The organism is Nocardia sp. SSK8 (genome assembly GCF_037034205.1).
Classification (GTDB): Bacteria; Actinomycetota; Actinomycetes; order Mycobacteriales; family Mycobacteriaceae; genus Nocardia.
Map to the genome: position 1 here is coordinate 141,832 of NZ_JBAGKD010000003.1, position 23,743 is coordinate 165,574.

Sequence of the window (23,743 nt, forward strand, 5' to 3'; positions counted from 1 at the left end):
GTCAGCGGTTGCCGAGCAGACGCAACTTCAGCGCGGCGAGCTGCTCACGCAGCTGGTCGGGTAGCCGGTTGCCACCGATGCGGGCGAACCATTCGTCGATGGACCGGGTCTCGGCGACCCACTCGTCGGTGTCGACGGCCAGGGCCCGCTCGACCAGACCGCGATCGGCCTCGCTCAGCCCGGACAGATCCAGCGCGTCCGCGGTGGGGACGTAGCCGATCGGCGTCCACTCGGCCGGGGCGCTGCCGTCGAGGCGCTCGAGCGCCCACTTCAGCACCCGGACGTTGTCGCCGAAGCCGGGCCACAGGAAGGTGCCCTCGGCATCGCGGCGGAACCAGTTGACCTGGAAGATCTTCGGCAGCTTCGCCGGATCGGCGGCCGCGCCCAGCTTCAGCCAATGCGCGAAGTAGTCGCCCACGTGGTAGCCGAGGAACGGCAGCATGGCCATCGGGTCGCGGCGCACCACACCGACCGCGCCCGCGGCCGCGGCGGTGGTCTCCGAGGACAGCACCGACGCGGTGAACACCCCGTGCGCCCAGTCGAAGGTCTCGGCCACCAGCGGCACCGTGCTCGCGCGGCGTCCACCGAAGAAGATCGCCGAGATCGGCACGCCGGTCGGGTCGTTCCACTCCGGCGCCACCGAGGGGCACTGCTCGATCGGGGTGCAGTAGCGCGAATTCGGGTGCGCGGCCGGGGTTCCCGAGGACGGGGTCCAGTCGTCGCCGCGCCAATCGGTCAGGTGCGCGGGCGGCTGCTTCGTCAGTCCCTCCCACCACACGTCGCCCTGGTCGGTGAGCGCGGTGTTGGTGAAGATCGAGTTGCCGCGGTCGATGGTGGCGATGGCATTGGGGTTGGTGTGCTCGCCGGTGCCGGGCGCGACGCCGAAGAACCCGGCCTCGGGGTTGACCGCGTAGAGCCTGCCGTCGGCGCCGAACCGCATCCAGGCGATGTCGTCGCCGATGGTCTCGGCGCGCCAGCCGGGCAGCGCCGGTTCCAGCATGGCCAGGTTGGTCTTGCCGCACGAGGACGGGAACGCGGCCGCTACGTAGTGCGTCTTGCCTTGCGGCGAGGTGAGTTTCAGGATGAGCATGTGCTCGGCCAGCCAGCCCTCGTCGCGGCCGAGTACCGAGGCGATGCGCAGCGCGAAGCACTTCTTGCCCAGCAGCGCGTTGCCGCCGTAGCCGGAGCCGTAGCTCCAGATGGTGCGCGATTCGGGGAAGTGCGCGATGTACTTGGTGTGGTCGCACGGCCACGGCACATCGGCCTGGCCCGCGGCCAGCGGGGAACCGACCGAGTGCAGGCACTGTACGAAATCGGTGTCGCCGGTGAGCTTTTCCCACACCGGGGTGCCCGAGCGGGTCATGATCTGCATCGACACGGCCACATACGCCGAATCGGTGATCTGCACCCCGAACTTCGGCTCGGCCGCGTCGAGCGGGCCCATGCAGAAGGCGATCACGTACATGGTGCGGCCGGACATGGCGCCGCGGTAGTGCTCGGTCAGCACGGTGCGCATGTCGACGGGGTCGACCCAGTTGTTGGTGGGGCCCGCGTCGGCGGGGTCCTCGGAGCAGATGAAGGTGCGGTCCTCGACGCGGGCGACGTCCTCGGGGTCGGAGACGCACCAGAAGGAGTTGGGCTTGCCGTCGAGGCGGACGAAGGTGCCCTTGTCGACGAGGTCGGTGGTCAGCCGGTCCCATTCGGCGGGGGAGCCGTCGCACCAGACGACGCGGTCGGGAGTGGTCAGCTCGGCGATCTCGTCGACCCAGCGCAGGACGCCCGGATGGTCGGTGGGAACCGTCGCAGGCACGGAGCTCGCGGTCACGGATGTTCTCCTTCTCATCTTGCTAGGTTTCTAGTTTAGAAAATATGCAATCAATGGTGCCGGGTCGATCCGGCCCGTGGGAGGATGCCGGTTCAGGCGACGGGATTGTCCAGGAGTTCGGCCTGACCCGCGACGACGCCGGTCAGGATGGCGCGAGCCACGATCAGTAGCTCCTTGACCCGGGGTGAGGTGAGTTCGTAGGTCACCGACAGGCCCTCACGCCGGGCGGTCACCAGCCCCGCGCGGCGCAGGATCGCCAGCTGCTGAGACAGGTTCGCCGCCTCGACGCCGACTTCTGGGAGCATCTCCGAGACGGCGTGTTCGCGCTCGCTGAGTAGCTCCAGCACCCGGATCCGCACGGGATGGCCGAGGGTTTTGAAGAAGTCGGCCTTCATCTGGTACAGCGGCCTGCTCAATCCTGGCACCGTGGCGAATCCCGTCCTGCTGTGGAGGTAAGGTGTTTTCTAACTTTAGCAAACAGCTAACAGGAGAGATATGCCCCTCGCCTCGCTCAACGGCATCCAGCTCAACTACGACGTCACCGGCTCCGGACCCCTGGTCCTGCTGGTGATGGGCAGCGGCAGCCCCGGTCGCGTCTGGCGAACCTATCAGGTACCCGCCCTGGTCAAGGCCGGATTCCGGGTAGCGACCGTGGACAATCGCGGAATCGCGCCGTCGACCGAATCGGCGGCGGGCATCACCATGGCCGACCTCGTCGGCGACACCGCCGCGCTGATCGAGCACCTGGGCGCGCCCGCGCATGTGGTGGGCACCTCGATGGGCGCGCGGGTGGTGGCCGAGCTCGCGCTGGCCCGCCCCGAGCTGCTGGGCAAGGCCGTGTTGTTCGCTGCCACCGCCCGCCCGCATCCGGTGACGAGCACCCTGAGCAAGGGCGAGCAGGCCCTCTTCGACAAGGGCATCCAACTGCCGCCGGAGTACGCGGCCGCGGTCAAGGCGATGCTGAACCTGTCCCCGCACACCCTGGCCGACCCGGCCAAGGCGCAGGAATGGCTCGACATCTTCGAGTTCACCTCCGGCAAGGCCACCCCGGGCACCCGCGCGCAGGCCGGGATGGACCGGTCCCAGGACCGGCGCGCGGCCTACCGCGCGATCACCGTGCCCAGCCTGGTGGTCGGGTTCGCCGACGACCAGATGGTGCCGCCGCGCTTCGGCCGCGAGGTCGCCGAGGCCATCCCCACCGCCACCTACACCGAGATCGAGCGGTGCGGGCACTACGGCTATCTCGAGCGCCCGGACGAGGTCAACCGCGTCCTGCTCGACTTCCTCTCCTGACCACGAAGGATCTCCCGTGAGCGACACCCTGCCACCCTGTCCGGCCTGTGCCTGCGAATACACCTACGAGCTCGGCGCCCTGCTGGTGTGCCCCGAGTGCGCCCATGAATGGGCCCCGGCGACCGCCGAGGACACCGGCGACGACGTGATCCGCGACGCGGTGGGCAATGTGCTCGCCGACGGCGACACCGTCACCGTCGTGAAGACCCTCAAGGTCAAGGGCAGCCCCACCGGCATCAAGGCGGGCACCAAGGTGCGCAATATCCGGCTGGTGCAGGGCGTGGGCGATCACGACATCGACTGCAAGGTCGACGGCATCGGCCCGATGCAGCTCAAGTCCAGCGTGGTCAAGAAAGTCTGAACTCAGTCCCCGGCCGACCAGGGCCGCACCGGCGGCTTGACCCACAGCAGCTTCTCGTCGGCGTGCGCGCGCACCGCCGCCGGGTGGCCGGGATGGCGCAGGGCCCAGGCGTCCTTCTGCTCGAGCAGGTCGGCGACCACCCGCCAGGTCTCGCCGGTGCTGGGCGGGTTGGTCTGCGCGGCGCGGGCGAGTTTGCGCAGGGTGGCCACGGGCAGGGCGGCCAGTTCGGCGCTGCCGATATCGCGCGACCACAGATAGGCGGCCAGCCGCCGGGCCTTGGCGACGCGGCTGGCGGTCGCCGCGTCGGAATGCGCGTGATCGGGTGCCTGATCGGCGCTGTCTGGCACGAGGGCGATTCTACGACGAACGCCCGCGCCTCGGTCATCGTTGACCGGGGCGCGGGCGTTCAGTGCGTCAGCAGCTGTCAGTACGCGCTGTTGACGTTGTCCATCGAGCCGTAGCGGGCCGCCGCGTAGTTGCAGGCCGCGACGATGTTGGAGACCGGGTTCCACACATCGAAGGGGGTGCCCTCGACGTGGTAGGCGGCGAAGGTGGGGTCGATCACCTGGAGCAGGCCCTTGGAGGGGATGCCGTTGATCGCGTTGATGTCCCAGAGGTTGATCGCCTGGGGGTTACCGGTCGACTCGCGCATGATGTTGCGGTGGATGCCCTCGTAGCTGCCGGGGATGCCCTTGGCGGCCATGATGTCGAGGGCTTCACGGATCCAGCCGTCGAGGTTGTTCTCGTAGGTCTTGGGGGCCGGCTCCGGCATCGGGGCCGGGGCGGCCTCGACGGCGGGCGCGGGGGCGGCCTCGGCGATCGGGGCGGCCTGCAGGGCCGGGGCCGCGGCGGCGGGGACGTTCTCCGCCTGCTCGACGACCATCGCAGCACGCTCGGGAACGCTGTCGTCGGCGAAGGAGACGGCGGAGGACGCGGCTACGGCGACCAGGCCGACCGCGGCGACCGCCACGGTGAACGCCTCACGACGCGAACGACGGCCGATAACGGTGCTGAGCTTGTCTTTGTTGAGCATTGCTGTTCTGTTCCTTCATCTCTGTCTGGCGAGCACCGGCCCGAAGTGGAGTACGGTGGATCGCGGCAGCGCACGCAGCGGCGCACGCCGGTCAGGCGATGTGTTGTTTCTGTCTGTATGGGAAGGTGCGACGCTGTCAGGGAGGGGACGCGCTCTGAGGCTGTCCATCGCGTCGCACGGTGCTCCACAGCTGGCTGCGGGGAGACCACGCGCTGTTTGGATCTTCCGGAAGTTGGGTACTCCCGCTCTAACCAAACCGCAGGTCCGTTTGTGACCTGATTGCAGAATGGTCACGGAAAGTGAACGCAGGGTGAACGAAACCTGAACGGCAAACGATGCCGATCTTGGTCACTTCCCCGGGTGGTTGCGGAATCGTTATCTACGCAGGGGGTTTGCGTTCGTTACGGCGGTGGCGCGCGTCACAGAAAAAGTTTGCCCAAATCTGGTTTCGGACGTGTTTCCCCAGCTCGATGCTGTCCGAATTGGTGCGCGCGTGACACGAGTGCCGAAATCCGTGACTCTTCGATAACGAGCCTGTGACCGTTACCCGGCGAAGTGGGCGGGTCCAGACGGGCCGCGGCTCGCCAGCTGGGTTAGCTGTCGGGATGCCAACCGATGTAGATGACTGTAGATCATGCGTCGGTATACGTTCTGATCCGGGGTGTTCCTGGTCAGGGCTGGGTTTGCTGGACGGTTCCGCCGTGTGGTGACGACGCGTGGCCGTGGGCCAGGGCCGAGCTCCGTAGGCCACACTGAGAGGCGATGAGCACCAGCACGCCGACCGAGCGCCCCGTCCGCCGCCGCCCCCGTGATCGCCGGGCGGCCATCGTGGCCACGGCCGTGGACGCGTTCGCTCGATCCGGCTATCACGGCACCTCGATGGCGGCGATCGCCGAGAGCGTCGGCATCTCCTCGGCCGCGCTGTACCGGCACTTCCGCAACAAGCAGGATCTGCTCGGTCACTGCCTGCTGACCGGCCTGGACACCACCGTGGACCGGCTCGCCGCCGCCGGACCGGACCGGGTGCTGAGCGAGCTCGTCGTGGTCGCGCTGGAGCTGCGCGGGCTGCCCCGGCTGTGGCAGCTCGAGTTCCGCAATCTCACCGACGCGCACCGCCGGGCCGTGCTCGTGCGCGCGGCCCGTCTGACCGGCTTCCTGCGCCGGGCCATCCGGGCCCGCAGGCCGCACTCACCCCGCGCCGATATCGAGCTGCTGAGCTGGTGCGCGCTGTCGGTCGCGGTCAGCCCGTCCTATCACCATGTCGACCTGCCCGCGCGGACCTTCGCCGCGGTCCTCGACGCCGCCCTCACCCGGATGCTCGACGCCGAAATCCCGCCGGGTCGGGCGCTGCCGAGGCCGCCGCGCACCCCACCGCCCCCGCCGTCTCCGGAGTTCGACCAGCTGGTCCGGGCCGAACGGATGATCACCGAGGCGGCCCGCTTGTTCAACACGCGTGGCTACGCGGCGGTCGGCATCGAGGACATCGGCGCGGCGGTCGGGGTCAGCGGACCGGCGCTGTATCACCATTTCGCGGGCAAGGCCGACCTGCTCAACGAGATCATCGAGCGCAGTGATCAGTGGATCCGCCTCTACACCTACCGCGCGCTGTCGGAGGGGCGCGACGGGCGCGAGTCGGTGCACCTGCTGATGAGCTCCTTCGTCGGTTTCGCGCTGCGTCAGCCCGATCTGCTCGGGACGACCGTGAGCGAAGCCGATCATCTGCCTCCGGCGCAGGCGGCTCGGTATCGCCAGGCGCACCGCAATGGCGTGCTGGGCTGGGCCCAGCTGCTCCAGGCCACGCATCCCGCCTACAGCCCCAGCGTCGCCCGGGTGCTGATCCAGGCGATCGCGACGGTCGTCATCGACGCGGTGCGTAATCCGCGCGTGCTGCGGCGTGCTGATCCGGCGGGCGTCCTGGTCGCCATCGGCGACGCCATCGCCCTGCCATCTGTTAGCGGCCAATAACTTATGAGGAAATATCTAGCTTTCTACTGGTAGTCGGACATGATCGATGTGGAAACTGGTTAGCGGTAGATAACTTACCGTTGCGTACCCCGCGTAGCTTGCCCCAGAATGGCCCGCGGGCGCAGCGCGCTGCGCCGATCGCTCATCGCGTCACCGGCCCCGCGGCCGGATTATCGAAAGGGGCCAGCCATGGGTCATTACAAGAGCAATGTCCGCGATCTGGAGTTCAACCTGTTCGAGGTGTTCGGGCTCGGCGAGATCCTGCGGACCGGGGCTTACGGCGACCTCGACGAGGACACCGTGCGGACCATGCTCGCCGAGGCCGCGCGGCTGGCGGAGGGCCCGGTCGCCGACGCGTTCGCCGAGGCCGACCGCCATCCCCCCACCTTCGACGCCGCCACCCACACCGTCCGGCTCTCCGCGACGCTCGAGCGTTCCGTGGACGCCTGGTACGACGCCGAATGGTGGCGCCTGGCCAAGTCCGAGTCGGTCGGCGGAGTCCCGGCGCCGCGCATGCTGAACTGGGCGGTGAGCGAGTTCGTGCTGGGCGCGCAGCCCGCCGCCTATATGTACTGCACGGGCCCGGTCATGGCCGATATCGTCGACCGCGTCGGCACCGACGAGCAGCGGCACTGGGGCAGGCTCGCCGTCGAGCACAAATGGGGCGCCACCATGGTGCTGACCGAACCCGACGCCGGGTCCGACGTGGGCGCGGGCCGCACCAAGGCGACCTTGCAGGAGGACGGCTCCTGGCATCTCGAGGGGGTGAAGCGCTTCATCACCGGCGCCGACACCGACGGCCTGTTCGGCAACATCATCCACCAGGTCCTGGCCCGTCCCGAGGGCGCCGGGCCCGGCACCAAGGGGCTGAGCCTGTTCCTCGTCCCGAAATTCCACTTCGACTCCGCGACGGGCGAACTCGGCGACCGCAACGGTGTGTTCGTCACCAATCTCGAGCACAAGATGGGCCTGAAGGCCTCGGCCACCTGCGAACTGACCTTCGGCGGTCATGGCGTGCCCGCCAAGGGCTGGCTGGTCGGCGAGGTGCACAACGGCATCGCGCAGATGTTCGAGGTCATCGAGGAAGCGCGGATGATGGTGGGCACCAAGGCCATCGCGACGCTGTCGACCGGATACCTGAACGCGCTGGAGTACGCGAAGACCCGCGTCCAGGGCTCCGATCTGGCCCACCTCGCCGACAAGTCGGCACCGAAGGTCACCATCACCCGTCATCCCGACGTCCGGCGTGCGCTCCTGCTGCAGAAGGCCTACGCCGAGGGCCTGCGCGCGGTCTATCTCTACACCGCCGCGCACCAGGACGCCGTTGTCGCCGAACGGGTCTCGGGCGCCGACGCCGACCTCGCGGCCCGGGTGAACGACCTGCTGCTGCCGATCGTCAAGGGTGTCGGTTCCGAGCGCGCCTACCAGTACCTGACCGAGTCGTTGCAGACCTTCGGTGGCTCCGGCTTCCTGCAGGACTACCCGATCGAGCAGTACATCCGCGACGCGAAGATCGACTCGCTGTACGAGGGCACCACCGCCATCCAGGCGCAGGACTTCTTCTTCCGCAAGATCGCCCGCGACCGCGGTGTGGCCCTGGCCCACGTGGCGGGCCAGATCCAGAAATTCCTGGACGACTCGTCCGAGGACGTGCTGAAGGACGAGCGAGCGCTGCTGGCCACCGCCCTGGCCGACGTCCAGGCGATGACCGCCCAGCTCACCCAGCACCTCCTGGCCGCCGCGGACAGCCCCCACGAGCTGTACAAGATCGGCCTGGAATCCGTCCGCTTCCTGCTGGCCGTCGGCGACCTGCTCGTCGGCTGGCGCCTCCTCGTCGCCGCGCAGGTCAGCTCGGCCACCCTGGCCACCCACGACGACGACCGCCCCTTCTACGAGGGCAAGATCGCCGCCGCCTCCTTCTTCGCTCGAACCGTCCTGCCACGCCTGACCTCGGACCGCGCGGTGATCGCACAGATCGACACCAGCGTCATGGACCTCGACGAAGCGATCTTCTGACCGGAGTCTCCCGCACGGGATGTGATGTCGGGCACATCGTGGGAGGTTTGCCGCGCTGAACGCTGGAACGGCGTTCAGCGCGGGCTCGGCTCTCGGGGGACCGGTGTAGGTTGGGTCACGAGCCGTAAACAAAACAGGTCAGGACCGAATTGATGGTCCTGACCTGCTGTTACTGTGCGCCATCAGGGACTCGAACCCCGAACCCGCTGATTAAGAGTCAGCTGCTCTGCCAATTGAGCTAATGGCGCTTGGTTTGCTGTGGATCGCGGCTCCGGGAGTGTCTCCCTGGCCCCGCTCTCCGGTGCGGAACAAACATTAACAGGCTCAAGGGCAAAACGTGAAATCGGGCTCTGACCAGCGACAACGCAATGCCGTTCGCGGTGTTAACAGTGGGGGGCTCCGGACGTATCTAACGATTGTGAACTGGTCGTGTCGCGGGGGCTATCCCGTTGGTGCCGACCGGCTCGGCTGGCAGAATGGCGGGACGACGATCTCGAACGCCCCGCCGGCGCGGTTGGCATGAACGATTCAGTCGGTGGGATCTGCGGCGCACTGTTATTGCGTCGGTACGGAAACGGGGTTGACATGGGTAAGAAGCGGGGGCGACCTCGGTCGCTACGGACATTCGTTCCGGTCGTGCTGGTCGCGGTGCTCGCACTGGGCGTCTCGGCGTGCTCGGCCGCGGAAGGCAGCGGGGTGGAGGCGGCGATCGATCGCAATCCCATCACCGAGCTGATCAAGCCGAAGCTGGTCTCCACGATCAAGGACGGCCAGGTCGGTGTCTCGCCCGCGATGCCGCTGGGCTTCCAGGTCGAGGACGGCACCTTCACCGAGGTGTCGCTGACCAACCCGCAGGGCACGGCCGTGGCGGGCAAGCTGGCCGCCGACGGGCGCTCCTGGGAGACCAGCGAGGTGCTCGGCTACGGCAAGACCTACACCCTGACCGCCTCGGCGATCGGGCTGGGCGGGGCCAACTCGACCAGGCTGTCGTTCACCACCAGCTCCCCGGACAACCAGACCAAGCCCTACCTGCTGCCCGGCGAGGGCGAGGTGGTCGGCATCGGTCAGCCGGTGGCGATCCAGTTCGACGAGAACATCCCGGATCGCCGTGCCGCGCAGGACGCCATCAAGATCACCACCGAGCCCGCGGTCGAGGGCGCCTTCTACTGGGTCAACAACCGCGAGGTGCGCTGGCGGCCGGAGAACTTCTGGGCGCCGGGCACCAAGGTGACCGTCGATGTGAACGTCTACGGCAAGGACCTGGGCAAGGGCCTGTTCGGCCAGGACAACATCCACTCGTTCTTCACCATCGGCGACGCGCAGATCTTCACCGCCGACGACAACACCAAGCAGGTGGTGGTCGAGCGCAACGGCCAGGTCGTGATGACCATGCCGACCTCGATGGGCAAGGACAGCACGCCCACCGACAACGGCATCTACATCGTCGGCGACAAGTTCGAGCACATCATCATGGACTCCTCGACCTACGGTGTCGCGGTGGACTCGGCGGCCGGGTACCGCACCCCGGTCGACTTCGCCACCCGGATCTCCTACAGCGGCATCTTCTTCCATTCGGCACCCTGGTCGGTGGGGCAGCAGGGCTACTCCAACGCCAGCCACGGCTGCCTGAACCTGAGCCCGGCCAACGCGCGCTGGGTATACGAGAACGCCCAGCGCGGGGACATCACGATCGTGAAGAACACCGTCGGCGGCACCCTGTCCGGGGTCGACGGCCTGGGTGACTGGAACATCCCGTGGCCGGAGTGGAAGGCGGGCAACGCCGACGTCGCCTGAGCCACGGCGCACGAACGACGAAGGGCCACCGGAGATCTCCGGTGGCCCTTCGTCGTGCTGGGGGAGCGGTCAGCTCGGGGTCGGCAGGTCGGCGCAGTCCATCATGGCCTCGCCTGCCACCGCGAGCGCGCTGCCGAGCGCGCCGCACAGGATGCGGCCGCCGAACAGCAGGCGGTCCAGATTGGGCAGGCCGGCCGAGCCGGTGCCGGAGGACCCGGTGGTCTCCACGCCGGTTGTCGACCCGCTCTGCGCCGAGCCGGACTCGGGCAGCTCGCTGGGCAGTCCGGCGCCCGCGGTGGCGCCGGGCACGTCGGCGGTGAACTCGGTGAGGGGCAGGCCGGGGGACGCCGCCGCGGTGCCCGCGACGGGACCGAGCACGGTGGCGGCCGCGAGGGCCACGACGACGGTGGAACGCTTCATCAAGTGGTCTTTCCGGTCGAACGCTGACGAGATCTGCCACACACCTGGGCGGCGGTCCAGAGTGTAGCGGGCAAACGTGAGGTTCGTCATGAATCGGCGGGTCAGGCGGTGGCCCGGGGGACCTCGGCCGCGATCCCGCGTGGCTCGGCGACGGCGATCCGGCGCACCCCGCACCGGCATCGCTGATAGGCGACGAGTCCGTCGCTGGTGCGGTGGCAGGACTCGGTCCGCCAGATGTGCGTGTGGTGGCTGGTCATCCTTCGAGTCTGTTGTAATGGCATTGTGCATTACAACCATTACGGACGGGAGCCGGTGCTGCTCGGCATCGATCTGCTCAACGAACCGTGTGCGAGCGCGGCGGAGCTGGGGGAGCGCTGTGCCGCCGCGGGGCTGGTGCTGTCCTGTCCGCCCACCGAGGACGATCGCGCCGCGGTGACGGCGTTCCTGGCCCGCTGGCGGCCCGTCGTGGTGGCTCGGGACCGGGCGCAGCGGGCCGCGCTGCTCAATGTGCTGCTGGCCGAGTACGCCGCGGCGCCCCGGCTGACCGATCACGCCGGGGACGGGTGGCATCTGCACTTCCGTGATCCCGGGGTGGCCACGGATCGGCAGATCGCGGCGCTCATCACCGTCGGGACCGCCCTGCATCTGACCGGGCTCGGGATGGATCGGCTGGGTGGCTGCGCGGCCGACGGCTGCGACCGGGTCTTCGCCGACATCTCCCGCAACGGGACGCAACGCTTCTGCAGCCCGGCCTGTGCGAATCGCTCGGCGGTGCGCAGGCATCGCGCGCGTCGCGAGACCGGGCGCTGAGACGAAGAAAGCCCGGTCCGTGGGGACCGGGCTTTCTCGCTCGGGTGACTGACGGGACTCGAACCCGCGACAGCCAGGATCACAACCTGGTGCTCTACCAACTGAACTACAGTCACCATCACCGGTTATTCACCGGCGCGGTAAATAGTAGCGTGTCGGGGGCCGGAAGCCCTAATCCGCTGGTCGGGGGGCCGATCCGGTGACATCGACGGCCTCGGTGACGGCCGCCGCGGCGGCGGCGATATCGGTGGTCGAGGGACCGGGCAGCGGGACGAACGCGGTGCGGCGGTAGTACTCGAGTTCGCGGATGGATTCCTTGATGTCGGCCAGCGCGCGGTGGGCCAGGCCCTTCTCCGGCTGGCCGAAGTAGATGCGCGGGTACCAGCGGCGGCACAGCTCCTTGATCGAGCTCACATCGACCATCCGGTAGTGCAGGTGCGCGTCCAGTTCCGGCATGTCGCGGGCGATGAAGCCGCGGTCGGTGGCGATGGAGTTGCCGCACAGCGGCACGGTGCGGGCCGTGGGCGCGTACTGGCGGATGTAGTCGAGCACCTGGGCCTGGGCCTGTTCGAGGGTCACGGTGGAGGCGCGGACCTCCTCGGTGAGGCCGGATTTGGCGTGCATCTCGGCGACGACCGGGGGCATGCAGGCCAGCGCGGCGTCGTCGGCGTGGATGACGATGTCGACACCGTCACCGAGGATGTTCAGGTCGCTGTCGGTCACGAGCGCGGCGATCTCGATCAGCTTGTCGCTGTCGAGACGGAGCCCCGTCATCTCGCAATCCATCCAGACCAAGAGTTTGTCGGACACCTGAGTCACCCTAACGGTGTGGGCCGCGCCCGGATCGGTAGGTGCGTCGCGCGGGCGAGGCGGCCCGGTTGCCCGCGACATCCCCGGATGACCGGCATCGAGGTGACCGGCGGGGATACAGTTTGCCCTGGACTTGCGTACGGCTCGGTGACCAGACGGAGGACGCGCGAATGACCACCCCGCAGGAGAAGGCAGCGGCGGCCCGCAAGGCGGCCGAGGAGGCGGCGCGAGTCGCCGCGGAGGCAGCCGAAGCGGCCGAGGCCGCCGAGCGTGCGGCCGCCGCGAATACCGAATCGTCCACCGCGCCCACGGAATCGGCGGCCGCCGCGGCGATCGGGGCGGGCTACGCGTTCGACGGCGCCGCCCTGGAACTCGGGTCGGTGATGGTCGACGGGGTCGCCGATCCCACTGCGCGCGTGCGGATTCCGCTGCGGATGATGAACCGGCACGGGCTGGTCGCTGGCGCGACGGGCACCGGCAAGACCAAGACGTTGCAGGGCATCGCCGAACAGCTCTCGCGGGCCGGAGTGCCGGTGGTGATGGCCGATATCAAGGGCGACCTGTCGGGCCTGAGCGAGCCCGGCGCCGACAACGACAAGATCCGTGCCCGCGCCACCGAAACGGCCGCCACCGACTGGGCGCCCAGCGCGTTCCCCACCGAGTTCGTCTCGCTGGGCACCGGCGGGATCGGGGTGCCGATCCGGGCGACGATCAGCTCCTTCGGCCCGATCCTGCTCAGCAAGGTGCTCGGCCTCAACGACACCCAGGAATCGACGCTGGGCCTGATCTTCCACTGGGCCGACCAGCGCGGGCTGGCGCTGCTGGACCTCAAGGACCTGCGCGCGGTGATCACCCACCTGACCAGCCCGGAGGGCAAACAGGACCTCAAAGGCATCGGCGGGGTGTCCGCGCAGACGGCGGGGGTGATCCTGCGCGCGCTGGTGAATCTGGAGGCCGAGGGCGGCGACACCTTCTTCGGCGAACCGGAACTCGATCCGGCCGATCTGCTGCGCACCGCGGGCGGGCAGGGCGTGATCACGCTGTTCGAGCTGGGGCAGCAGGCCGCGCGGCCGGTGCTGTTCTCCACCTTCCTGATGTGGGTGCTGGCCGATCTGTTCCAGGTGCTGCCCGAGGAGGGTGATCTGGACAAGCCCAAGCTGGTGTTCATCTTCGACGAGGCGCATCTGCTCTTCGCCGAGGCGTCCAAGGCGTTCCTGCAGCAGGTCGAGCAGACGGTGAAGCTGATCCGTTCCAAGGGCGTCGGCGTGTTCTTCTGCACCCAGCTGCCCACCGACATCCCCAATCCGGTGCTGTCGCAGCTCGGCGCGCGGGTCCAGCACGCGCTGCGCGCCTTCACCCCCGACGATCAGAAGGCGCTGTCCAAGACGGTGCGCACCTATCCGAAATCCACGGTCTACGACCTGGAATCGGCGCTGACCTCGCTGGGGACCGGCGAGGCGATCGTCACGGTGCTCTCGGAGCAGGGCGCGCCGACCCCGGTGGCCTGGACCAAGGTCGCGCCGCCGCGCTCGCTGATGGACACCATCGGCGCGGACACGATCAAGTCCAAGGCGTTGGGCAGCGCGCTGCAGGGCAAGTACGGGCAGACCATCGACCGGGAATCGGCCTACGAGATGCTGCTGGCCAGCGTGGCCGCCGCCGACCCGGCCCCGGAGGCCGCGCCAGCGCCCGGCCGGGCCGAACCCGCCGACGACTCGGCCGCCGACCGGATCATGAGCAATCCGGCGGTGAAGAGCTTCCTGCGGTCGGCGGCCAGCGCGGCCGGGCGCGAGATCAGCCGCAGCCTGTTCGGGACGCGGCGACGGCGCTGATCAGCCGCCGAGCTTCTTGTAGAAGGCGCCCGCGATCGGCGCGGTGACCGAGCGCGGGCCGTAGTTGCCCGCCACGCTCATGCCCTTGCTGATCAGGCCGGGCACGATGCGCATCTTGTTGCGGGCCAGCGCGTCGATGGAGACCTTGGCGGTGTACTCGGAGGAGACCCAGAGGAAATCGGGGACCATCTTGTCCACGATCGACTCGTCCTCGGGGGCGGGGGTCTCGGTGCGCACCGGGCCGGGCGCGAGCAGGGTGACATGGACCCCGCTGCCCTTGAGCTCGCCGCGCAGCGACTCGGAGAAGGTGTTGGCGAAGGCCTTCGAGGCGGCGTAGGTGGCGTTGTTCGGGATGGGCATATTGCCCGCGGCCGAACCGCTGATCAGGATGCCGCCCGCCTTGCGCTCGATCATGCCGGGCAGGACGGCCAGGGTGAGGTCGTGCACGGCGGTGGCGTTGAGCTCCATCTGGGCGCGCTCGTAGGCGAAGTCCAGCTCGGCGACCGGGCCGAAGGTCGCGATGCCCGCGTTGTTGCACAGGATCGCGATATCGCGCACCGCGAGCTCGTCGACCAGGCTCGCGCGCTGGGTGCGGTCGGCCAGGTCCACCGCGCGCACCTCGGCGGTGATGCCGTGCGCCAGGGTCAGCCGCTGGGCCAGCTCGGTCAGCACCTCGCCGCGCCGCGCGACCAGGATCAGCGAATAGCCGCGACCGGCCAGCTCGGCGGCCAGCGCGGTGCCGATGCCGGAGGAGGCGCCGGTGACGACGGCGCGATTGTCTGCAGTGGGGGAGGGCAAGCTCACACCGGGAGCTTAGGGGATGGGTCCCGGTGGTGCCGCACACAGCACACCGCCCCACGTACCGGATGCGAGTACGGTGCATGGGGCGGTGCGGGGCGGCCGTCCGTCGCGTCGGACGGCCGGGTTCGGGGGAACTACAGGCTCGCCGCCAGGCGGGTGCCCTGGGCGATGGCGCGCTTGGCGTCGAGCTCGGCGGCCACGTCGGCACCGCCGATCAGGTGTAGGTCGACGCCCGCGGCGCGCAGCGGTTCCTCGAGTTCGCGCACCGATTCCTGTCCGGCGCAGACGATCACATTGTCGACCTCGATGACGCGCGGGTTCTCGTGCTTGTCGCCGAAGGAGATGTGCAGGCCCGCGTCGTCGATGCGCTCGTAGTTCACGCCGCCGACCTGTTCGACGCCCTTGGCCTTGAGCGCGGCGCGGTGCACCCAGCCGGAGGTCTTGCCCAGATCCTTGCCGAACGGGGTCGACTTGCGTTGCAGCAGGACGACATCGCGGGCCGCTGGCGCGGGGCGGGGTGCCTTGAGCTGGCCGGGGACCTGCTCGTCGTCGGCGTCGACGCCCCACTCCTCTTTCCACTCGTCGAGCTTGAGCGTGGGATGGCCTTCGACGGTGAGGTATTCGCTCACGTCGTAGCCGATGCCGCCCGCGCCGATCACCGCGACCTTCTTGCCGACCGGCTTCTCCTGCTTCACCAGCTCGGCGTAGGAGAGCACCATCGGATGGTCGATGCCGGGGATGTTCGGGATGCGCGGCCGCACGCCGGTGGCCAGCACCACCGAGTCGTAGCCGCCCGCGATCAGGTCCCCGGCGGAGACCCGCGTGTCCAGGTGCAGGGTGACGCCGGTGAGCTCGATCTTGCGGGTGAAGTAGCGGATCGACTCGTCGAACTCCTCCTTGCCGGGGATGCGGCGGGCGATATCGAACTGGCCGCCGATCTTGTCGTCGGCCTCGAACAGGTCCACCCGGTGCCCGCGCTCGGCCAGGCTGACCGCCGCCGAGAGCCCGGCCGGACCGGCGCCGACCACCGCGAAGCGCTTGGCGCGGCGTGTGGGCAGCAGGTTCAGCGTGGTCTCGCTGCCCGCGCGCGGGTTGACCAGGCACGACACCTTCTTGTTGCCGAAGGCGTGGTCGAGGCAGGCCTGGTTGCAGGCGATGCAGGTGTTGATCTCGTCGGCGCGGTCGCCCTTGGCCTTGTTGGCCCATTCCGGGTCGGCCAGCAGCGGGCGCGCCAGCGAGATCAGGGCCGCGTCGCCGCGGGTGAGGATCTCCTCGGCGATCTCGGGCATATTGATCCGGTTCGAGGCGCAGACCGGGATGTTCACCTGGCGGGCGATCTTGGCGGTGAACTCCACGAACGCCGCGCGCGGCACCGAGGTGACGATGGTGGGCACCCTGGCCTCGTGCCAGCCGATATCGGTATTGAGGATGTCGACGCCCACGGCCTCGAGCTCCTTGGCCAGCGCGACGATCTCCTCGAAGGTCTGGCCCTTCTCCACCAGTTCGGCCATCGAGAGCCGGAACACGATGATGAAATCGGGCCCGACCGCCGCGCGGATGCGCCGGGCGATCTCCACCGGCAGCCTGCGCCGGTTCTCCGGGGTGCCGCCCCACTTGTCGGTGCGCTTGTTCACCCGCGGGGCGAGGAACTGGTTGATGAAATAGCCTTCACCACCCATGATCTCGCAGCCGTCGTAGCCTGCCAGCTTGGCCAGCGAGGCGCAGCGGGCGTAGTCGTCGATGGTGGACTCCACGCCCTTGCTCGACAGCGCGCGCGGCTTGAACGGGTTGATCGCGGACTTGATCGCCGAGGCCGACACGCTGGTCGGCATATAGGAGTAGCGCCCGGCGTGCAGGATCTGGATGGCGATCTTGCCGCCCTCGGCGTGCACCGCCTTGGTGATGGCGCGGTGCCGGTAGGCCTCGGTCTTGGTGGTGAGCTTGCCGCCGAAGGGCAGCAGCCAGCCGGTGCGGTTGGGCGCGTAACCGCCGGTGATGATCAAGCCGACGCCGCCGCGGGCGCGTTCGGCGAAGTAGGCGGCCAGTTTGTTGGTGTCCCAGGCGCGGTCCTCCAGACCGGTGTGCATGGAACCCATGACCACCCGGTTGCGCAGGGTGGTGTGGCCGAGGTCGAGGGGTTCGAACAGGTGCGGGAAACTCATGGGCTGGGTTCACCTTTTCGCGGTCGCAGGGCGTGCAGTACTTCGTCGCACCATTCGACGTAGCCGGTCTCCGCGCGGATGCCCGCGCGCAGCACCAGGTACTGGTGCAGGGCGGTGCCGGAGAGCTGGTCCGGCACCGGGAAGAATTTCTTCTCGCTGCGGTGGTATTCGTCGAGCCGGGCGGCGTGCTCGCCGCGATGCCGCTCGACCTCCGCGCACACCGCCGCGATATCGCCGTAGGCGGCGCCGCGGATCTTCACGCCGAGCTCGTCGCGCGCGGGGGTGGACGGGGTGGGTTCGGCGATCCAGCGGGTCAGCTCGGCGCGCCCGGCGGGAGCGACCGAGTACACCTTCTTGTCCGGCTTGCCCTGCTGAATCACCGATTCCACGGTCACCCAGCCGGACTCTTCCATACGCTTGAGGACACGGTAGATCTGCTGGTGGGAGGCACTCCAGAAGTAGCCGATCGACTTGTCGAATCGATGGGCGAGCTCGTATCCCGAGCCGGCTCGTTCGCTGAGCGAGACCAGCAGCGCGTGCTCCAGTGCCATGCGCCCCAGAGTATCCGTAACTGTCGGTACTATGCAACCGGATTCATATAGTTGGCGCCGTGCCGATATCCCTGGGTGCCCTGCCGGGCGCCGCGATCGCTATTACGCTTCGCCCATGACCGAGGTGAGCGCGGCCGAGACCGTCGGTGAGGCGGCCGGACGCGGGCAGGTGCTGGCATGGGGGCTGTGGGACTGGGGGTCGTCGGCATTCCAGGCCGTCACGCTGACCTTCGTCTTCTCGGTCTACCTCACCGACAAGGTCGGCGACGACCTGCCCGGCGGGGTCTCGGCCAGCGCGTGGCTGGGCTGGGCGCTGGCCGCGGCGGGACTGCTGGTCGCGGTGACCGCCCCGGTCTGCGGGCAGTACTTCGACGCCGTCGGCTCGCGTAAACGCGCCCTGGCGACGCTCACCACACTCACCGTCGGCGCCATGTCGCTGATGTTCTTCGTCCGCGACGACTACCACGACCTGTGGCTGGGTCTGGCGCTGCTGGCCTTCGCCTCGGCCACCTTCGAGCTGGCCGGGGTGCCCTACAACGCCATGTTGCGGCAGGTGTCGACACCGGCCACGGTCGGGCGGGTCTCCGGATTCGGCTGGGCGATGGGCTATTTCGGCGGCATCGTGCTGCTGCTCATCTGCTACGTTGGCTTCCTTGCCGGTGACGGCGACAGCCGCGGCGTGCTCGGGATGCCCACCGATCAGGGCCTCAATGTCCGGCTGGCGATCGTGCTGGCGGCGGTGTGGTTCACCGTGTTCGCGCTGCCGGTGCTGTTCGCGGTGCCCGAGCTGCCGCGCACCGGCGCCGATCCGGGTGCGGCGCGGGCCGGGGTCCTTGGGTCCTACCGGGTGCTGTGGCGCGATGTGCGGGAACTGTGGGGTCAGGATCGGCACACGGTGTGGTTCCTGCTGGCCAGTGCGGTCTTCCGGGACGGGCTGGCCGGGGTGTTCACCTTCGGCGCGGTGCTGGCGGTGCAGGTGTACGGCTTCGCCGACGCCGATGTGCTGCTGTTCGGCATCGCGGCCAATGTCGTGGCCGGGGCGGCCGCCATCGCGGCGGGCCGCTTCGACGACCGGCTGGGCCCCAAACGGGTGATCGTGGCCTCGCTGGTGGGGATGATCGCGTGTGGGCTGGTGCTGCTGGTGGTCTCGGGCACGCTGATGTTCTGGATCTTCGGCCTGGCGCTGACGGTGTTCGTCGGGCCCGCGCAGGCCTCGGCCCGCTCGTTTCTGGCCCGGCTGGCTCCGCCGGGACGCGAGGGCCAGCTCTTCGGGCTCTACACCACCACCGGGCGCGCGGTGTCGTTCCTCGCGCCCGCGCTGTTCGGCCTGTTCGTCTGGGTGTTCGGCAGTGACCGGGCCGGGATCGCCGGGCTGCTCGTGGTGCTGGTGGCGGGTCTGCTGGTGCTGCTGCCGGTCCGCGCTCCCGCACGGGCGAACTGACCGAATCCCGGGGATCTCACAGTGAACGAATGTTCACAGTGTGATTCACCCAGCGCTTTTCGGTTGCCAGCCCGCGATGCCAAGGGCGATCAGGCGCATCTGCATGACGGTGCGCTCGACGATGGCCGCCTCCTCGCGCGGGGTCGAGGCCACGAAGGCGGCGATCCCGTCGGTGACGGTGGTGACCAGCAGGTCCGCGGCGATCTCCAGCTCGGTGGTGCTCCAGGAGTCCAGCGCGCGCAGCCGGGACAGGTCGGCGACGATCTCGCGCACGATCAGCTGCATCTCCATCGCGATCGCCTGACGCAGCGGGGCTGGCCCGCCGTGGCGCTCGCGGATGAGGAAACCGAACAGAGCGCGCTTGGTGCGCACCTGGTCGAACACGAAGCGCACGGTATCGGCCAGATGCGCGTCGGGCTTGCGCCTGACCTCGCGCAACGCCAGCCGTAGTGCGGTGACGCCCTCGTCGACCAGGGTCGCGCCGAGGTCGTCGAGCGAGGCGAAGTGCCGGTAGAACGCGGTGGGCACGATCCCGGCCGAACGCGCGATCTCGCGCAGGCTCAGTGCCGCGAAGCCGCGGTCGGCGGCCAGCGCGAGCGTGCCGTCGAGAAGGGCGGCCCGGGTGTGCGCCTTGCGCTCGTTACGGGTTCCTGCCTGCTCAGTCACATCGGTGAGCATACATCCGTTCACCATAGTCGATTCCCTAGAGATGTTGCCCGCCTCACATTATTGCCGGTTGACAGCGGGATGGGTCCATCCGGCACACTGGTGAGTGTACAGGCGTGCACTGAAATCTGGACCGCATGCCGAGGAACTTCCGCAGAGGGGCTACACGCAATGGTGGGACTGATCGACCTGGTGCAGACGTTGACGACGCCGCACCCGCTGGACCGGTACCTGGAGCTCGTCCGCCCGGGCGTCACCGCGCGGGAGCTGCGCGCCGAGATCACCCATGTCTCGCACACCACCCCCGGCTCGGTGACCCTCACGCTGCGGGCTACCCGGCAGTGGCGCGGGCACACCGCGGGCCAGTACGTGCAGATCGGCGTCTCGATCAACGGCGTGCGCCACACCCGCTGCTACTCGCCGATCGACCCGGAGAGCCGTGGGGACCGCTTCCTGCAGCTCACGGTCAAGGCGCACCCGGGCGGGCTGGTCTCGAACTACCTGCACGACCACGCGAAGCCGGGCATGATCGTCGACCTGGCGCCCGCCTCGGGTATCTTCGCGCTGCCCGAGCAGCGGCCCGGCAAGGTGCTGCTGGTCAGCGGCGGCTCCGGGATCACCCCGGTGCTGTCGATGCTGCGCACCCTCGACGCCGAGGGCTTCACCGGTCCGGTGACCTTCCTGCACTACGCGCGTCAGCCGGAGATGGTGCCGCACCAGGCCGAACTGACCGCGATCGCCAACCGGCGCCCCAACTTCCGCGTCGAGTACCGCTACCCGGTCGAGCCGGGCACCGTGGTGAACGGCGAGACCTCCACCGGTAGCGGCTTCTTCGACTACGACGAGCTCGAGCGGGTGGCGCCCTGGTTCGCCGACTCGCAGACCTTCGTGTGCGGGCCGCCGCCGCTGATGAACGCGGTGCGGACCCTCTTCGAGGCCGAGGGCCTGGGCGATCGGGTGCACAGCGAGGAGTTCACCCTCACCACCGTGCCCACCGACCCGGCCGAGGCCACCGGCACCGTCACCTTCTCCGGCAGTGCCGTCGCCACCGAGAACGACGGCACGCCGCTGCTCGACCAGGCCGAGGCCGCCGGGCTCACCCCGGAATACGGCTGCCGCATGGGGATCTGCTTCTCCTGCACCGCCACCAAGGTCTCCGGCTGCACCCGCAACCTGCGCACCGGCGAGCTCGACGCCGATCCCGACAAGCAGATCCAGATCTGCGTGAACACCGCGGTCGGCGACGTCGACATCGCGCTCTGAGACGACAACCACAGCCCGATTCACCAATCAAGGGGAGATACCGCCATGACGATCCTGACCGAAGGCAAAGACGGACCGGTCATCCTGACCCCCGACCAGGTCGAGGAGCTCGGTAAGGCACTCGACGCGCTGCGCGCCCGCATCGAGGCCGACCTGGGCGAGAGCGACCGCGACTACATCTACAAGATCATCAAGGCGCAGCGCGGTTTCGAGATCGCCGGGCGCGGCCTGATGTACCTGGGCTTCCTGCCCCCGTTCTGGCTGGCCGGTGTGGCCTCGCTCGGTGTGTCGAAGATCCTCGACAACATGGAGATCGGCCACAACGTCATGCACGGTCAGTACGACTGGATGCGTGAGCGTGGCATCAACTCCCGCGAATTCGACTGGGACACCGTGTGCCCGGCCGATCAGTGGAAGCACTCGCACAACTTCATGCACCACACCTACACCAACGTCCACGACATGGACCGCGACATCGGGTACGGCATCCTGCGCATCGACGAGGGCCAGAAGTGGAACCCCTACTACCTGGGCAACCCGGTCTACGCCTTCCTGCTGATGGTGCTGTTCGAGTGGGGCGTGATGGTGCACGACCTCGAGGCCGACAACATCATCAAGGGCAAGCGCAAGTGGAGCGACCTCAAGCCGCTGCTCAAGGGCCAGGCGCGCAAGGCGGGCAAGCAGGTCCTCAAGGACTACGTGGCCTTCCCGCTGCTCACCGGTCCGCTGTTCTTCCACACCCTGGCCGGTAACGCCGCGGCCAACCTGGTGCGCAACCTGTGGACCTTCTCGATCATCTTCTGCGGCCACTTCCCGGCTGGTGTACAGACGTTCACCAAGGAGGAGACCGAGGTCGAGACCCGCGGCGAGTGGTACGTGCGCCAGATGCTGGGCTCGGCGAACATCAAGGGCTCCAAGCTGTTCCACATCATGTCGGGCAACCTGTCGCACCAGATCGAGCACCACCTGTTCCCGGACATCCCGGCCAACCGGTACCCGGAGATGGCGCCCGAGGTGAAGGCGCTGGCCGAGAAGTACGGCCTGCCCTACAACACCGGTCGTTTTTCCAAGCAGATCGGCTCGGTGTGGGCCAAGATCTTCCTGCTCTCGGTGCCCGATCGCTTCGTGAAGAGGGCCCCCAAGCCCGGTGTTATCGTTATGCGTAATCGGAAGGCAACCGAAGTGGGCGTGTAGATGATCGGGAAATTCGAGACCAACAAAGACCTCGTCCAGGAATTGACGTCCTCCGGTGCGCGCCGGGTCGGCAATATCGCCGCCCTCATCACCGGAACCGTCGCCGAGGTCGCCCGGGAAATCGGTGAATTCGTCACCGATGCCATCGAGATGAACGAGGCCGCCGCGGCCGCGCGCCGCGACGCCGCGGTCGAGCGGGCCGAACAGCGTCGCGAAGCCGCCGAGGATCTCGGGACTTCGGACGAGACCGAGTACGAGGCGACCGCCTGGCTCACCGAGCCGGAGCCGGAAAAGACCCAGCCCGCCCCCGGCGAGCCCGGCAAGGCCTGATCACCACACCGGTAGCCGCCTGCGGCGTTCGGTGACATCGGTGATCAGATCCCGGTAACCATCGGTCAACTCGGCCAGCCTGCACCAGTGCAGGTGTGTTCGTGCCACCGGATCGCCGCCCAGCGCCTGCTGGGCGGCGATCCATTTCTCCGCCATCCGGTCGATCACCGCGCCGAGGGTCTCGGTGTGCAGTGAGGCGCCGGAGCGGTGGGCCACATTCCCGGTGACCCAGTCGTCGATGCGGGCGATCAGGCTCGCGCGGGTGTCGTCGATATCGTCGAGCAGGTGGCCGCAGGCGGCGAAGACCGCGCCTGCCGCCTCGGCGTCCCTGGCGGCCGCGAGTGTGGTGCGCCTGCGGGCGTGGCAGTGCGCCAGCCCCGCGGCGGCGTCGAGTACCGGGTGGTCCTGGTCGGTGGAGTGGCGAAAGGCCCGCAACAACGCCGTCGGCGAGGGAAGTTGCGCGGCATTCACACGATGGCCGGGATCGTTCGGCATGGTGCACGCCCCTGATTGCGCTGAATTCGAGAGTGGATACGCCAGGGCCGAGGAGGACGCGGGGGAGGTGCACTCCCCGGCACCGGCGTAGCCCCGCCCGGGCGTCGACGAATTGTCCGCGACGCTGCGGCGAGGAAGACGACCCGGGGAAAAATCGGGACCTCTCCAGGAAAGCGCGATCCGGCCCCGCCACGCAATAGTACGGAGTACAAATCGGGCGCCCGGCGACAATCGTTATCGACGATTACGGCCGGGTCACCGCGGTGCTTCCCCGGTGTAACCGCCCGGCGCATTTCCGGCAATCATTCTCCCGGAGCGCCCCGATCCGCCCGCCATATGCACTAGCCTCGGACAATGTGCCTGCCTATGTGTCCTCGCCCGAACTGACCTTCGGGTTCCTGTTCGCGCTGGAAGACCCGCAGCGAATCGCCGACGTCGTGCGCGATCTGATGGAGCGCCACGCGGTCTCGGTGTTCCGGATCGCCCGTTTGTCCGACGACGACGGCCCACCCGAGCGCTATGTGGTGAACTGGGCGGCCATCCCGCAGATCTCCATCACCACCACCGCGCCGGAGGAAGCCGAACTGCGCGCCCAGCGGATCATGCTGGTCAACGCCTTCCTCGGTGAAGGTGGCGAAGTGAGTCTGTATTCCGGGAATCCGCACGCGCCGAGCTGAATCC

The 23,743-nt window shown here is 68.5% G+C and carries 24 protein-coding genes and 2 tRNA genes; 12 read left to right on the forward strand and 14 right to left on the reverse strand.

Annotation, left to right across the window (positions count from 1 at the left end; all coding sequences use genetic code 11):
* Position 1 precedes the first annotated feature (1 nt).
* Together WA675_RS07390 and WA675_RS07395 are read right to left on the reverse strand one after the other, a co-directional pair.
* The gene (locus WA675_RS07390; protein ID WP_336083048.1) at positions 2 to 1,825 is read right to left on the reverse strand and encodes a phosphoenolpyruvate carboxykinase (GTP); all 1,824 of its coding nucleotides are present in this window, start codon (positions 1,823 to 1,825) and stop codon (positions 2 to 4) included.
* A 92-nt stretch (positions 1,826 to 1,917) separates the two neighbouring features.
* Positions 1,918 to 2,220, reverse strand: coding sequence for an ArsR/SmtB family transcription factor (locus tag WA675_RS07395; RefSeq protein ID WP_336083585.1), 303 nt, complete (start codon positions 2,218 to 2,220; stop codon positions 1,918 to 1,920).
* A gap of 100 nt (positions 2,221 to 2,320) precedes the next feature.
* On the opposite strand from WA675_RS07395, the gene WA675_RS07400 reads away from it, so the two are divergent.
* Positions 2,321 to 3,118 (forward strand): alpha/beta fold hydrolase, encoded by a 798-nt coding sequence (locus WA675_RS07400; RefSeq protein ID WP_336083049.1) that lies wholly within the window; start codon positions 2,321 to 2,323, stop codon positions 3,116 to 3,118.
* Positions 3,119 to 3,134: 16 nt separating this feature from the next.
* Positions 3,135 to 3,479 (forward strand): zinc ribbon domain-containing protein YjdM, encoded by a 345-nt coding sequence (locus WA675_RS07405; protein WP_336083050.1) that lies wholly within the window; start codon positions 3,135 to 3,137, stop codon positions 3,477 to 3,479.
* Between the two features lie 2 nt (positions 3,480 to 3,481).
* On the opposite strand, the gene WA675_RS07410 is transcribed toward WA675_RS07405, so the two are convergent.
* Both WA675_RS07410 and WA675_RS07415 read right to left on the reverse strand, forming a co-directional pair.
* On the reverse strand, positions 3,482 to 3,826 hold the full coding sequence (locus WA675_RS07410; RefSeq protein WP_336083052.1) for a hypothetical protein: 345 nt from the start codon (positions 3,824 to 3,826) through the stop codon (positions 3,482 to 3,484).
* Positions 3,827 to 3,903: 77 nt separating this feature from the next.
* Entirely contained in the window at positions 3,904 to 4,512 is a 609-nt protein-coding gene (locus WA675_RS07415) for a transglycosylase SLT domain-containing protein (protein ID WP_336083053.1), read from the reverse strand.
* A 762-nt stretch (positions 4,513 to 5,274) separates the two neighbouring features.
* Between WA675_RS07415 and WA675_RS07420 the strand changes: the two genes are divergently transcribed.
* Together WA675_RS07420 and WA675_RS07425 are read left to right on the forward strand one after the other, a co-directional pair.
* On the forward strand, positions 5,275 to 6,477 hold the full coding sequence (locus tag WA675_RS07420) for a TetR/AcrR family transcriptional regulator (RefSeq protein WP_336083055.1): 1,203 nt from the start codon (positions 5,275 to 5,277) through the stop codon (positions 6,475 to 6,477).
* A 189-nt stretch (positions 6,478 to 6,666) separates the two neighbouring features.
* Positions 6,667 to 8,493: an acyl-CoA dehydrogenase gene (locus WA675_RS07425; RefSeq protein WP_336083056.1), complete on the forward strand. Its 1,827-nt coding sequence runs from the start codon at positions 6,667 to 6,669 to the stop codon at positions 8,491 to 8,493.
* A 175-nt stretch (positions 8,494 to 8,668) separates the two neighbouring features.
* Here WA675_RS07425 and WA675_RS07430 read toward each other — a convergent pair.
* Positions 8,669 to 8,741: transfer RNA gene (locus tag WA675_RS07430), tRNA-Lys, on the reverse strand.
* A 337-nt stretch (positions 8,742 to 9,078) separates the two neighbouring features.
* On the opposite strand from WA675_RS07430, the gene WA675_RS07435 reads away from it, so the two are divergent.
* Positions 9,079 to 10,287 (forward strand): L,D-transpeptidase, encoded by a 1,209-nt coding sequence (locus tag WA675_RS07435; protein WP_336083058.1) that lies wholly within the window; start codon positions 9,079 to 9,081, stop codon positions 10,285 to 10,287.
* A 69-nt stretch (positions 10,288 to 10,356) separates the two neighbouring features.
* On the opposite strand, the gene WA675_RS07440 is transcribed toward WA675_RS07435, so the two are convergent.
* Together WA675_RS07440 and WA675_RS07445 are read right to left on the reverse strand one after the other, a co-directional pair.
* Complete coding sequence (locus WA675_RS07440; RefSeq protein ID WP_336083059.1) at positions 10,357 to 10,707, reverse strand: hypothetical protein; 351 nt, start codon at positions 10,705 to 10,707, stop codon at positions 10,357 to 10,359.
* Positions 10,708 to 10,808: 101 nt separating this feature from the next.
* Positions 10,809 to 10,964: a hypothetical protein gene (locus WA675_RS07445; protein WP_336083061.1), complete on the reverse strand. Its 156-nt coding sequence runs from the start codon at positions 10,962 to 10,964 to the stop codon at positions 10,809 to 10,811.
* 25 nt (positions 10,965 to 10,989) lie between these two features.
* Between WA675_RS07445 and WA675_RS07450 the strand changes: the two genes are divergently transcribed.
* Positions 10,990 to 11,517, forward strand: a complete 528-nt coding sequence (locus tag WA675_RS07450; protein ID WP_336083062.1) for a CGNR zinc finger domain-containing protein — start codon at positions 10,990 to 10,992, stop codon at positions 11,515 to 11,517.
* 43 nt (positions 11,518 to 11,560) lie between these two features.
* On the opposite strand, the gene WA675_RS07455 is transcribed toward WA675_RS07450, so the two are convergent.
* A tRNA-His gene (locus WA675_RS07455) sits at positions 11,561 to 11,633 on the reverse strand.
* A gap of 55 nt (positions 11,634 to 11,688) precedes the next feature.
* The gene (orn, locus tag WA675_RS07460) at positions 11,689 to 12,327 is read right to left on the reverse strand and encodes an oligoribonuclease (protein ID WP_336083064.1); all 639 of its coding nucleotides are present in this window, start codon (positions 12,325 to 12,327) and stop codon (positions 11,689 to 11,691) included.
* A gap of 170 nt (positions 12,328 to 12,497) precedes the next feature.
* On the opposite strand from orn, the gene WA675_RS07465 reads away from it, so the two are divergent.
* Positions 12,498 to 14,159: a helicase HerA-like domain-containing protein gene (locus WA675_RS07465; protein ID WP_336083065.1), complete on the forward strand. Its 1,662-nt coding sequence runs from the start codon at positions 12,498 to 12,500 to the stop codon at positions 14,157 to 14,159.
* Here the strand turns inward: WA675_RS07465 and cmrA are convergent, their stop codons facing one another.
* The 3 genes from cmrA to WA675_RS07480 all read right to left on the reverse strand — a co-directional run bounded on the left by cmrA (position 14,160) and on the right by WA675_RS07480 (position 17,673).
* Positions 14,160 to 14,963: a mycolate reductase gene (gene cmrA, locus WA675_RS07470; RefSeq protein ID WP_336083067.1), complete on the reverse strand. Its 804-nt coding sequence runs from the start codon at positions 14,961 to 14,963 to the stop codon at positions 14,160 to 14,162.
* 131 nt (positions 14,964 to 15,094) lie between these two features.
* The gene (locus WA675_RS07475) at positions 15,095 to 17,122 is read right to left on the reverse strand and encodes an NADPH-dependent 2,4-dienoyl-CoA reductase (protein ID WP_336083069.1); all 2,028 of its coding nucleotides are present in this window, start codon (positions 17,120 to 17,122) and stop codon (positions 15,095 to 15,097) included.
* Entirely contained in the window at positions 17,119 to 17,673 is a 555-nt protein-coding gene (locus WA675_RS07480) for a PadR family transcriptional regulator (RefSeq protein ID WP_336083070.1), read from the reverse strand. The genes WA675_RS07475 and WA675_RS07480 overlap by 4 nt, the downstream gene beginning before the upstream one ends.
* 115 nt (positions 17,674 to 17,788) lie before the next feature.
* Here WA675_RS07480 and WA675_RS07485 point away from each other — a divergent pair, with 115 nt between their 5' ends.
* Positions 17,789 to 19,114, forward strand: a complete 1,326-nt coding sequence (locus WA675_RS07485; RefSeq protein ID WP_336083072.1) for an MFS transporter — start codon at positions 17,789 to 17,791, stop codon at positions 19,112 to 19,114.
* 45 nt (positions 19,115 to 19,159) lie between these two features.
* Here the strand turns inward: WA675_RS07485 and WA675_RS07490 are convergent, their stop codons facing one another.
* Positions 19,160 to 19,807: a TetR family transcriptional regulator gene (locus WA675_RS07490; RefSeq protein WP_442945569.1), complete on the reverse strand. Its 648-nt coding sequence runs from the start codon at positions 19,805 to 19,807 to the stop codon at positions 19,160 to 19,162.
* A gap of 144 nt (positions 19,808 to 19,951) precedes the next feature.
* On the opposite strand from WA675_RS07490, the gene WA675_RS07495 reads away from it, so the two are divergent.
* From WA675_RS07495 to WA675_RS07505, 3 genes are read left to right on the forward strand one after another with little or no spacing between them, the layout of a single operon-like run.
* On the forward strand, positions 19,952 to 21,043 hold the full coding sequence (locus WA675_RS07495; protein WP_336083075.1) for a ferredoxin reductase: 1,092 nt from the start codon (positions 19,952 to 19,954) through the stop codon (positions 21,041 to 21,043).
* A 45-nt stretch (positions 21,044 to 21,088) separates the two neighbouring features.
* Positions 21,089 to 22,237, forward strand: coding sequence for a fatty acid desaturase family protein (locus tag WA675_RS07500; protein ID WP_336083076.1), 1,149 nt, complete (start codon positions 21,089 to 21,091; stop codon positions 22,235 to 22,237).
* On the forward strand, positions 22,238 to 22,567 hold the full coding sequence (locus WA675_RS07505) for a hypothetical protein (protein ID WP_336083078.1): 330 nt from the start codon (positions 22,238 to 22,240) through the stop codon (positions 22,565 to 22,567). It begins immediately after the preceding gene.
* Here the strand turns inward: WA675_RS07505 and WA675_RS07510 are convergent, their stop codons facing one another.
* Positions 22,568 to 23,062 (reverse strand): DUF4254 domain-containing protein, encoded by a 495-nt coding sequence (locus WA675_RS07510; RefSeq protein ID WP_336083080.1) that lies wholly within the window; start codon positions 23,060 to 23,062, stop codon positions 22,568 to 22,570.
* A gap of 356 nt (positions 23,063 to 23,418) precedes the next feature.
* Between WA675_RS07510 and WA675_RS07515 the strand changes: the two genes are divergently transcribed.
* The gene (locus WA675_RS07515) at positions 23,419 to 23,739 is read left to right on the forward strand and encodes a hypothetical protein (protein WP_336083082.1); all 321 of its coding nucleotides are present in this window, start codon (positions 23,419 to 23,421) and stop codon (positions 23,737 to 23,739) included.
* The last annotated feature ends 4 nt before the right edge of the window (positions 23,740 to 23,743 follow it).